8 protein-coding genes and 1 pseudogene are annotated in these 10,464 nt (G+C 51.1%); 7 read left to right on the top strand and 2 right to left on the bottom strand.

The features are described from left to right. Window positions 1-1,184: 1,184 nt before the first annotated feature. Entirely contained in the window at window positions 1,185-2,141 is a 957-nt protein-coding gene (locus Q0510_RS15105) for an SDR family oxidoreductase (protein WP_298713447.1), read from the top strand. A gap of 264 nt (window positions 2,142-2,405) precedes the next feature. Here Q0510_RS15105 and hisS read toward each other — a convergent pair whose 3' ends face one another. Both hisS and Q0510_RS15095 read right to left on the bottom strand, forming a co-directional pair. Beyond that, the gene (gene hisS / locus Q0510_RS15100) at window positions 2,406-3,752 is read right to left on the bottom strand and encodes a histidine--tRNA ligase (RefSeq protein WP_298713445.1); all 1,347 of its coding nucleotides are present in this window, start codon (window positions 3,750-3,752) and stop codon (window positions 2,406-2,408) included. A gap of 30 nt (window positions 3,753-3,782) precedes the next feature. Next, entirely contained in the window at window positions 3,783-4,217 is a 435-nt protein-coding gene (locus Q0510_RS15095; protein WP_298713444.1) for a low molecular weight protein-tyrosine-phosphatase, read from the bottom strand. Between the two features lie 288 nt (window positions 4,218-4,505). Between Q0510_RS15095 and Q0510_RS15090 the strand changes: the two genes are divergently transcribed. The 6 genes and pseudogenes from Q0510_RS15090 to Q0510_RS15065 all read left to right on the top strand — a co-directional run. Then, complete coding sequence (locus Q0510_RS15090; RefSeq protein ID WP_298713442.1) at window positions 4,506-4,739, top strand: hypothetical protein; 234 nt, start codon at window positions 4,506-4,508, stop codon at window positions 4,737-4,739. Window positions 4,740-4,791: 52 nt separating this feature from the next. After that, window positions 4,792-5,688, top strand: a complete 897-nt coding sequence (locus Q0510_RS15085) for a PstS family phosphate ABC transporter substrate-binding protein (RefSeq protein WP_298713440.1) — start codon at window positions 4,792-4,794, stop codon at window positions 5,686-5,688. Window positions 5,689-5,746: 58 nt separating this feature from the next. Next, window positions 5,747-7,465: a hypothetical protein gene (locus Q0510_RS15080; RefSeq protein WP_298713438.1), complete on the top strand. Its 1,719-nt coding sequence runs from the start codon at window positions 5,747-5,749 to the stop codon at window positions 7,463-7,465. Between the two features lie 240 nt (window positions 7,466-7,705). After that, window positions 7,706-9,418: a tetratricopeptide repeat protein gene (locus Q0510_RS15075; protein WP_298713435.1), complete on the top strand. Its 1,713-nt coding sequence runs from the start codon at window positions 7,706-7,708 to the stop codon at window positions 9,416-9,418. A gap of 328 nt (window positions 9,419-9,746) precedes the next feature. Next, complete coding sequence (locus tag Q0510_RS15070; RefSeq protein WP_298713432.1) at window positions 9,747-10,061, top strand: NADH-quinone oxidoreductase subunit A; 315 nt, start codon at window positions 9,747-9,749, stop codon at window positions 10,059-10,061. Window positions 10,062-10,125: 64 nt separating this feature from the next. Further along, window positions 10,126-10,464, top strand: a pseudogene (locus Q0510_RS15065) (NADH-quinone oxidoreductase subunit B); the annotation flags it as partial.

The raw sequence follows: 10,464 nt of genomic DNA, 5'->3' as shown, positions 1-10,464 counted from the left end.
TGGTACTGCACTATCATGCGGGAGAGTAGGTAGCTGCCATATTTATTGAAAAAAGGTTCAGGAGAAATCCTGGACCTTTTTTTATTTATACCCACCCCAATTCCATTACATCGGCCTGTTCATTATTCTAAATGCTCCATTTTCATTTCACTGGCCTATTCATTGTTCCAAATATCCACAAGCCAATGTGAGTCACTGCAAAATTTCACCGGCAGGATAATTCCAATGAAGTAACCTATGCGGGAGCAGAATCAGATCGAAATACTGATATTGGTAACAGATTATCATTGCCCACGAATAATTTTTCACGATACTTTCATTGCCTTGCCCTGAACTTTTATAAGTTATTACTCCGATATTCGCCATTCCCGGTACGTTCTACAAAATGGGCAAAACACTGATCTCCGTAAACTACTTACTGTGATTCGCCCCCTGTCCAAATCAAAACCGGTTGAACCCAACGGTCCTCAACAGTTTCAAGTCAAAAGTTGTTTCCCTTTTTAGCCCTCAGTGCCAAGAGCGGCGGTGAAAATTGTGGCTTGAAAGGAGCGTCAGCCTAAGTGAAGGCTTTCATTTAAATTGCCTGCATTGAGAAGTGGGTTACCCATCCGATTTGAAACGATGCAATTTGCACTAATTATTTAGCTATTATTTTCGACTGGATCCAAGCTATAGGTTCACCTTCCAAAAGGAAATATTTTACACCGACATATATAACGTGATTTTAGTAATCTGGACCTCTTCATTATTAGCTTAGGCGCCACAAGGGCCTGGCCATTCTAATTACATCCATTCAATTACCTGAAACTGCCAACTTAAACCTAAAAAGATCAGTCTTTCGCAAATCAATCGCCTAATTAAATACATCCAACTAGACGTACATTATTGTAACTTCAAATGGTGCCAAAGAGTACTTTACAGTAATAATGCAACCAATGGAGTAAGTGGTGCTGATGCGCAATCATATCCAATTATTTTCCTGGATTGCTTTTTTACGATAAACAGGGATATAATTGTTCCGTTTGAACAGTTTACGGGTCAATGTTGGCGCCCTCACAGCTATATTCTTCGCAAGTCTTTCAGAGAAATATTACTCTTAAACTTTCTTCTAAAAGTTATTTCACTACGCAGATACAATGCGTAGTAACTGCGGAAATTCATCTTCCCAATAAACCTGGAAACGTATGAAACCGCTAAAAGATAAAATCGTACTCGTTGCCGGCGCTACGCGCGGAGCTGGAAGAGGTATCGCCTCCATGATGGGGGAAGCCGGCGCCACAGTGTATTGTACCGGCCGCAGCGTCAGAGGAGCGCTCGCCTCGGGTCCCAGGCGCCAGGAAACCATCGAAGAAACAGCCGAAATCGTCACGCAACTGGGTGGCATCGGAATCCCCGTTCAAACAGACCATAGCAAAGAATCCGAAGTCATCGCACTGATGGACCGGATACGCACAGATCACGGTCACCTCGACGTCCTCGTGAACGACGTCTGGGGTGGAGACGCCCTCATGCAATGGGGCCAGCCTTTCTGGGAAAACGACCTTTCCAAGGGGTTCCAGATGATGCGCCAGGCGATCGATACCCACATCATCACCGCGAAATACGCCGTGCCCCTCATGCTCCCAGGGAAAAAAGGACTCATCGTCGAAATTACAGACGGCGATGGCTATTTCTACCGCGGGCAACTCTTCTACGATCTCGTCAAAACAACCGTGATCCGCATGGCATACAATATGGCGCAGGACCTCGAGCCATACAACATCGGCGCCCTCGCCGTCACACCAGGTTTCCTCCGCTCCGAAGCCATGCTCGAACACTTCGGCGTCACCGAAAGCAACTGGAAAGAAGGCACCACAGTAGATCCTAACTTCATCGCTTCCGAAACACCCTGGTTCGTCGGCCGCGCCGTTGCCGCTCTCGCCGCCGATCCAAACGTATTCGAAAAAAGAGGGAAAGTCTTCAGCTCCTGGAACCTCTCCGATGAATACGGCTTCACCGACCGTAACGGCGACCGCCCGCATTGGGGGAACTACGTCAAAGCAACCATCCCGGAATACATGCATAAACCGCTCGATGACGAATTTTATAGTTACTGGAGATTAATTTCAGGCAAGAAAATAGGCGCGGACGCCTGGGAGTGATCAACGCTGCAATCCGCTACTGTAGCAAGTTTTATTGGTGCGAAAGAAAAAGGGAATCAGCCAACTGTCGATAGATGTCAACATCAAAATGATTGCGATGTACCGGATCAGGATTGATGGTTCAATTATGCAAGAATCTATTTTAAGCAGTGCGCTTCATAACCGTCGCGCCGGTCGTTCAATTGCAACCATTCAACCATCAAACAATAAAAATCAAAAAGGCGCCGGTAATACGGCGCCTTTCACAAGAACTTGTGGAAACTGCTATTGGAAAACAAATGCTTCCAGCTCCGCAACGCTAAGCTGGTGGCGTTGTTTGCCGGTCATGTTTTTTAGGAATACCGTGCCCGGGGCATTGTCTTCCACATAGCCGATATACGGAACGCCGCGCTTCTCAGCGTATTTATATTGTTTGTCCTGCTTGATGTCGTCAGGGTAAATTTCAGCGTTGATGCCCCGTTGCCGCAATCGCGTTACATACCCATACACTTCCGCCAGTTTTTCTGCACCGGGATGGAAGAAGATGACCTGTGTACCCTGTTGCGCCGTTTCCGGGAACAATTGGAGATCTTCGAGCACATCGTAAATGCGATCCACGCCGAAGGAAATACCAACTCCTGAAATGCCCGGGAGCCCGAAAAGGCCCGTCAGGTCGTCGTAACGGCCGCCGCCGCCGATGCTGCCCATTTTCACCGTATCAGGGGCTTTCACCTCCACGATCATACCGGTGTAATAATTGAGGCCGCGCGCCAGCGTCAGATCGATTTGCGGCTGCGAGCTGAACTGCGTAAGCCCGCTGCCCAGGATGAAACGCAATTCTTCCACACCTTTCAAACCGGTCGGCGAATTCACAAACACCTCTGCCAGGCGGTCGAGCTTTTCTTCGTTGCTGCCTTGCAGCGCGATAAACGCCATCACCTGCTCTGCTTCGTGTGCCTTCAATCCACGGCCGGTCAGCTCGTCCCGGACGCCGGAATCACCGATTTTATCAAGCTTGTCAATCGCAATGGTGATATCGAGCATAAGGTCGGGGCGCCCCACCAGCTCAGCGAGCCCGGTCAGCACCTTGCGGTTGTTGACCTTCATTTGATAGCCGCCCAGGCCCAGCGTAGTAAATACGGTATCGTAGATCGACAGCAGGTCGATTTCATTCAGGAGGGAATTGCTGCCCACCACGTCTGCATCGCACTGGTAGAACTCGCGGTAGCGGCCGCGCTGGGGCTTATCGCCCCGCCAAACGGGCTGCATCTGGTAACGCCTGAACGGCAGCTGCAACTTGCCCTGGTTCATGACAACATACCTTGCGAAAGGGATGGTAAGGTCGTATTTGAGGGATTTTTCGCACAGGAGAAGCCCCAGTTCACGGCTGTCTTTCGCCATTTGAGCCTGTCCGAGGATATCGCCGTTGTTGAGGATCTTGAAGATCAGTTTGTCGCCTTCCTCGCCATATTTCCCGAGGAGGGTAGAAGTGTTTTCCATGGCGGGGGTTTCCAGGGGCTGGAAGCCGAACCGCTCGAATGTCTGCCGGATGGTGGCGAAGATGTAGTTGCGCTTGCGGACCACGTCCGGCCCGAAGTCGCGTGTCCCCTGCGGGATGCTGAGTTTTGCCATGCTATTTCGCGTCAAGAATGTTAGAAAAGTTTAACCGAGGCGGACGATCCGCTCGCAGGCGTCGTGGATAAGCCGGTACACGGGTTCGAAAAGGGCATCGTCGTACCAGGGATCCGGCACCGGCTGCTGGTCTTCCAGCAACAATTGTACCTTTTGCCGGTCGGCCTCGGAGCGCGCTTTGCGGAGTACGTCCCGGTAATTGTCGAGGTCCATGACAAAGATCCGGTCGAACCGGTCAAAATCCTCCGTGGAGAACTGCCTGCCGCGGAGTCCTGCAATATCGACCCCATATTTTTTTGCCACGGCTACCGAGCGCCGGTCGGGCGGATGGCCCACGTGCCAGTCGCCGGTTCCCGCAGAATCGATCTCCCAATCCAGGCCGTTTTGGCCCGACAGGTGGCGGAGGATGCCTTCGGCAAGGGGGGACCGGCAAATATTGCCGAGGCAGACCATCAGTATTTTCATGTAAAAACGCTTGACCGGTATCGTTTGGTAATCAATGATTTCTAAGAAATCACCGCTTCCGGGGATGCCGGTTTTTCCGACCGCAAACCTACCGAATTTTCAGGGAAACCACTAACGCATTTTGAAGGGATTGCATATGTTAAAACTTTGGTGTATTATGGAATTTGAAAGGATCAGCATCATCTTTATGAAAGCTTTTGAAACAGCCTGAAAAATTTTTAACAAACGAATAAAAGTTTGATGCGGTAGAAAAAAGCAATTTTTTTGTATACTTGTAATTTGCCACCAATGCAACAGGAGAACGACAATACAAACAAGCGGCTGAACATGCAATACCGCCCGATGGGCGAACTGATCAGGGGAATGTTATTTATTCTTTTCGGTTTGTATGCACTGTTCTCGGAGAAATTAGGAATGGGAAAGCTGAACTTGTCAGAGACATGGCTGTACATATTGGCCGGCGCGTTGGGAGCTTATGGATTATTTCGTGTCTACAGGGGTATCAAACAATTATTCTTTTAACCAAGTATCACCCACAGTGCGTATGTTTTTAAAAGCTAAAAACTGGATGGGCATGGCATTGGCGACGGCTTCCGTTTCCATGCTGGCCGTAGGTTGCGGAGGCGCAGACAATTCCGGGAAAGGTGAACTGGACACCCCTACGAAAGGAGAAATCCATATCTCGGTCGATAAAACTTATCAGCCGCTGATGGAATCCGAGATCAGGGTGTTCGAGTCGCAATACCCGAAAGCGAAGATCATCGCTCATTACAAACCCGAAGCCGAATGCTTCAAGGATTTGTTCAACGATAGCGCGCGGCTCATCATCGTGACCCGCGACCTGAAGGAGAACGAACTGGAATATTTCAAGAAGGAGAAGATGCGCCCGCAAAGCGCCAAGCTTGCGACAGACGCCATCGCGCTGATCGTGAATCATAAAAATGCCGACTCCATTTTAACGATGGACCAGGTGCGCGAAATCATGAACGGAAAAGCGCAGAAGAAATGGAACATCGTTTTCGATGACCAGAACTCGAGCACCGTTCGCTATATCCTCGACTCCATCAATAAAGGGCAACCGCTGCCGCCGAATACCATGGCAGCTAAGACCAACGAGGAAGTGATCTCGCATGTGGAGAAAGATATGAATGCCATCGGCGTTATCGGAGTGAACTGGATATCCGACACCAATGATTCCACCGCGATCGAGTTCAGCAACCGGATTACAACGGTGAAGCTGCGCGGAGACGGATATACAGATTTCGTGAAGCCGTATCAATACTACATAGGAATTAAATCTTACCCGCTCACACGCGGAATGTATTATATCTTGAAGGAACCGCGTCAGGGGCTGGGCTCCGGTTTCATCACATTTTTATCATCCCAGCCAGGCCAACTTGTGATAGGTAAATTCAAATTATTCCCTGCCCGTTTAAACATCGTGTTCCGGGAAGCCACTTTATCGGAGTAGCCATCCAATTAGAAGCTAAAAACTAAATACTGATAACACAACTAAAACCGGATTGCTCATGAACAGAAGGAAAAGTTTATTTGTAGCCATGCTCTGCATAGCCAACGGAGCTATGGCGCAAACAGTGGAAGATGGTTTGAAGGATTTGTACTACGGCAAATACCAGACTGCCAAACAAAACCTCGAAAAAGCCATCACCGCGAAACCTACGGATGACCGCGCTTATTACTACCTCGGCATCGCCGAGTTGGGACTGGAGAATAAAGACGCAGCTGCAGCCGCCTTCACCAAAGGCCTCACCGCCGTTCCCAATTCCCCGTTACTCATGGTAGGACAGGGGCGTATCGATCTCCTGAACGGCAAAACTGCCGAAGCCAAGCAAAAATTCGAAGCCGCCAGCACCGCCACCGAAGGGCGTGACGGCGACGTTGCCCGTGCCATCGCCGATGCCAACACCGAAGTGAAAGGCGGCGACCGCGGATACGCGCTGGCTGTGATGGATAAACTCTTCAATAACGAAGGACGTAAGAAGAAACAAATGTATACGCCCACTGCGGCTGATTACATCGAACAGGGCGACGCTTACCGTTACCTGGGTGGTGAAAACGGCGGCAAGGCTATCATGGCTTATGACAAAGCCCTCGAGCTCGACGCCAACAACGCGGAAGCCGTGATGAAACAAGGCCTGGTAAACTACAACGCCCGCCTGCTCCAGCAAGCTGTGGCCGACTGGGCTAAAGCCACCAACATGGATGCGAACTACGCACCCGCGTATTTCGAGCTGTACCAGTTCTACATCACCCAGCGTAAGGAGCAATTCTCTCTTCCCCATGCCGCGCAGTACCTGCAGAAGTATGTGGAAGTAAGCGACCCTTCCGACAAGGCGAAGAATGAATATTACCTGGCCGCCATCAATTTCTATCAAAAAGATTATGACGGCGCCATCGCGAAGGCGAAAGCCCTGTTGCCTACAGCCAACGATGTTTACAAAGGTAAACTCACCCTGCTGGCCGCCGACGCGCACCTGCAGAAAGGCGATTCCCTCTCCGCAAAAGCCCTCATGGACGAGCGCGTGAAATCCGTTCCCGCAGAACAGCTGCAGGCAAACGATTACAAACTGCTCAGCGCCATCTACACCAAGCTGAAAAATTCCGACGCCGCCACCCAGGCCGGATACCAGGAAACCGCTGGCATGTACCTGGAGAAATTCGCGGAAACAGACACCACCACCGACGCGGAAAAATTCCGCAACGTGGCAGAGGCTTACAAAGACATGCGCAACTACGGTAAAGCCGCACTTTGGTTCGGCAAGGCACTGGAAGTGAAAGACAATCCCGGCGCGATGACTGACCACTTCTATAAAGCTTTCTATGAGTACTATGCTGCCCAGTACGGCGCATCCGACTCCTCCTGGACCAGCTTTACAGAGAAATACCCGACCCAGCCCACCGCGTACTACTGGAAAGGGATGGCCAACTTCGCGCTGGATCAGCAAGCGAAGGAAGGTCTCGGCAAGGATGCCTTCGAAAAATACATTTCGATGGTGAAGCCTGAAGACGAAGCCCGTAACAAGCGCTTCCTCCTCAACGCCTACACCTACCTGATGCTGTATCACTACAATAAGGAAGATCAGGCCGCCATGCAGCCCTGGATGGACAAGCTGGTAGCGATCGACCCGAACAATGATACCGTTCGCCAGGTGAAGGAATTCCTGGAATCCTCCAACAAAGCCGCCGGCAGCTCTGCGAAAGCAGCCACCGCCAAAGGTTCCAAATAATTTCCGGTTTCAATCCCGGATCACCGGCAGCGCCCACACGGGCGCTGCTTTTTTTATGCCCCTTTTTAACGTTTCCTTCATTGTTTTTACCGGAATATTTAAGTAAATTCAGAGGCGGAGCCTGCCTGTAGCGTGGCCGCAGCCACCATTCTGGCATGTTTTTTTATTACAAGAACCCATACCGCAGTCGAACTAATTGGCCCCGGTAATGTTTAGTTAACGGTTTAAAACAATTTTAACATGAAGAAGCATATCAGTACCGTGGTTGCCCTCTTCCTCCTCGCGGGCGGGGCAATGGCGCAAACGATAGATGACGGGCTCAGGAACCTTTATTACGGAAAATACGCCACCGCCAAATCCGATTTCGAGAAGGTAGTGGCTGCCAAACCCACGGACGATCGGGCGTATTATTACCTCGGTATCGCGGAACTTGGACAGGAAAATAAAGACGGCGCCGCCGCTGCCTTCCAGAAAGGGATGCAGGCCGTGCCCAATTCGCCCCTCCTCACCGCCGGCCTGGGCCGGATTGACCTGATCAATGGCAACGCAGCCGCGGCGCGCCAGAAATTCGATGCCGCCCTGGCCGCTACGGCTAAAAATAAGAACGGAGACGTGTCGCGCGCCATCGCGGACGCCAATACGGAAGTAAAAGGGGGCGACAAAGCCTTTGCCCTCACCGTCATGGAAACGCTCCTGGCCGGCAACGACGGCCGGAAGGCATATAAACCCGTTGCGGCCGATTATATCGAACTGGGCGACGTTTACCGCTACCTTGGCGGCGAAAACGGGGGTAAGGCGATCGCAGCCTACGAAAAAGCCCTGGAACTGGAAGATAAGAACGCCGAAGCCGTCCTGAAGCGCGGCCAGGTGAATTATAACGCAAAACTGCTGGAACAGGCCGTGGCCGACTGGGCGCAAGCTACCACGCTGGACCCGAATTATGCCCCGGCTTTCTACGAACTGTACCAGTTCTACTACACTCCCAAGCCCCGGCAGTTTTCCCTGCCCAAGGCCAAGGAGAACCTGCAGAAGTACCTGGCGCTGTCCGACCAGGCCGATAAAACACGGAACGAGTATTACCTCGCCTCCATTATGTTCCTCGACCGGGATTATGATGGCGCCATTTCCAAGGCGCAGGCTATGATCCCCCAGGCCAACGACGCTTACAAAATCAAGCTGGAACGCCTGATCGCCGATGCATACCTGCAGAAAGGCGATTCCCTCGCCGCCCGGAAGCAATTCGATGACTACTCCGCGCGCCTGGGCGAAAGCAAGCTCGAGCCCATCGACTATAAACTCGGCAGCGAAATCTACAGCCGTATCAAAATGGGGGATTCCACCCAACAGGCGGCTATCGACCAGCAATCGCTGAATTTCCTGGAGAAATACGCCACTTCCGACACCGCCAAGGACCTGGACCGCTACGAAAGCGTGGCCAAAGCCTTCCAGCAGGCGAGAGTGTTTGACAAAGCCGGGGAATGGTACCAGAAATTTGCCGACCTGAAAGTGGAAAAAGGCGAGAAACCCTCCGCCCTCGACCTCTTCAACATCGGACAGCAATACTATTACGCCTCCAACGGCGGTACCGACACGGTCATGCTGGGCAAATCTTCCGCTGCTTTCGGGCAGCTGACTGCTGCTTTCCCGGATCTGACCACCGGCCACTTCTGGCAGGGGATGGCCGCTGCTGCCCGCGATGTGGAAGCCAAAACGGGTGTGGCACAGCCGTTCTTCGATAAATACCTGACGCTGGCCGAAGCTGACCCGGCCAAGAACAAAGCCGGCCTTATCAAGGCCTACACCTACCTGATGGTGTATTATTACAATAAGGACGACAAGGCGAACATGCAAAAATTCATGGATAAACTGACCCCGCTGGACCCGGAAAGCGAGCCCGTGAAACAGATCAAGGATATCATGAGCAAGCCCCAGCAAAAAGGCGGCGGCAAGTAATAAATATTTAAATTTCAAGGATTTGAAATACACGGCCCGGGCACGTTCCCGGGCCGTTTTCGTGCTATGCGCTTAGTCTCAATCGATTACACAAACGGGTGAGCGTCCCGGGAAACCGCGGAAACCAACATCACATATTTTATTATATTACATATACAAAAAAAAGATTAGATTTTCGCGATTGTCGATTTGAATTATAGTTTAGTTGCAGTATTTTTGCGCTTTCAGACAATATATTGGGAAGCTTATGTTTTTTGTCTCTGAATTATTGACAGCAAGCAACACGCCGGTCAGTTATTTTCCTATCCTTTTACAAGTTGTTGCTGCTTTGGGTTTTGTAGGCCTCACCATGGTTGCTACGCACTTTCTGGGCCCGAAGCGTAAGACCAGCGACAAGCTGGAGAATTTCGAAAGCGGTATCGAACAGATGGGCAACGCGCGTCAGCCGGTGGCTGTCAAGTATTTCCTCACCGCAATTCTCTTCGTGTTGTTTGACGTGGAAGTCATCTTTTTCTATCCCTACGCTGTTAATTTTAAAGAGCTGGGCTGGGAAGGGTTCATGGCTATGCTCGCTTTTGTCTGCTTCTTCATGAGCGGCTTCTACTACATCATCAAGAAAGGCGCCCTGAAGTGGGAAGATTAGAACTTAGTTAACTATTAATAAATGCCTGTCGTGTGAATGCGATGGGGTTAGGAGGGTAAAGATTATGTCTCGTCCTGTTCAGTTTAATACCAATGTGAAGGTGGTCGAAATGCCGGAAGGCTATAGCGGAGAAGGGTTCTTTGCCACCTCGTTCGATAAGGTAATCGGCATGGCCCGGAAGAATTCCATCTGGCCGCTGCCGTTCGCCACTTCCTGCTGTGGCATCGAGTTCATGGCTACCATGGCCGCTCACTACGACCTTGCGCGTTTCGGTTCCGAGCGTATCGGCTTTACGCCCCGCCAGTGCGACCTGCTGATGGTAATGGGGACCATTGCCAAAAAGATGGGGCCCGTACTGCGCCAGGTGTACCTGCAGATGGCTGAGCCCCGCTGGGTGATCGCC

Source organism: uncultured Chitinophaga sp., from assembly GCF_937874145.1.
GTDB lineage: Bacteria > Bacteroidota > Bacteroidia > Chitinophagales > Chitinophagaceae > Chitinophaga.
The sequence above is the reverse complement of the archived record's forward strand: the minus strand, read 5'-3'. Positions and strand labels throughout refer to the sequence as shown.

What these genes read in the sequence shown, in the direction of transcription:
- Q0510_RS15085 (WP_298713440.1), top strand. Translation starts at nt 4,792, where the DNA reads ATGGCATTGGCGACGGCTTCCGTTTCCATGCTGGCCGTAGGTTGCGGA.
- Q0510_RS15095 (WP_298713444.1), bottom strand. Translation starts at nt 4,217, where the DNA reads ATGAAAATACTGATGGTCTGCCTCGGCAATATTTGCCGGTCCCCCCTT.
- Q0510_RS15105 (WP_298713447.1), top strand. Translation starts at nt 1,185, where the DNA reads ATGAAACCGCTAAAAGATAAAATCGTACTCGTTGCCGGCGCTACGCGC.
- hisS (WP_298713445.1), bottom strand. Translation starts at nt 3,752, where the DNA reads ATGGCAAAACTCAGCATCCCGCAGGGGACACGCGACTTCGGGCCGGAC.
- Q0510_RS15075 (WP_298713435.1), top strand. Translation starts at nt 7,706, where the DNA reads ATGAAGAAGCATATCAGTACCGTGGTTGCCCTCTTCCTCCTCGCGGGC.
- Q0510_RS15080 (WP_298713438.1), top strand. Translation starts at nt 5,747, where the DNA reads ATGAACAGAAGGAAAAGTTTATTTGTAGCCATGCTCTGCATAGCCAAC.
- Q0510_RS15090 (WP_298713442.1), top strand. Translation starts at nt 4,506, where the DNA reads ATGCAACAGGAGAACGACAATACAAACAAGCGGCTGAACATGCAATAC.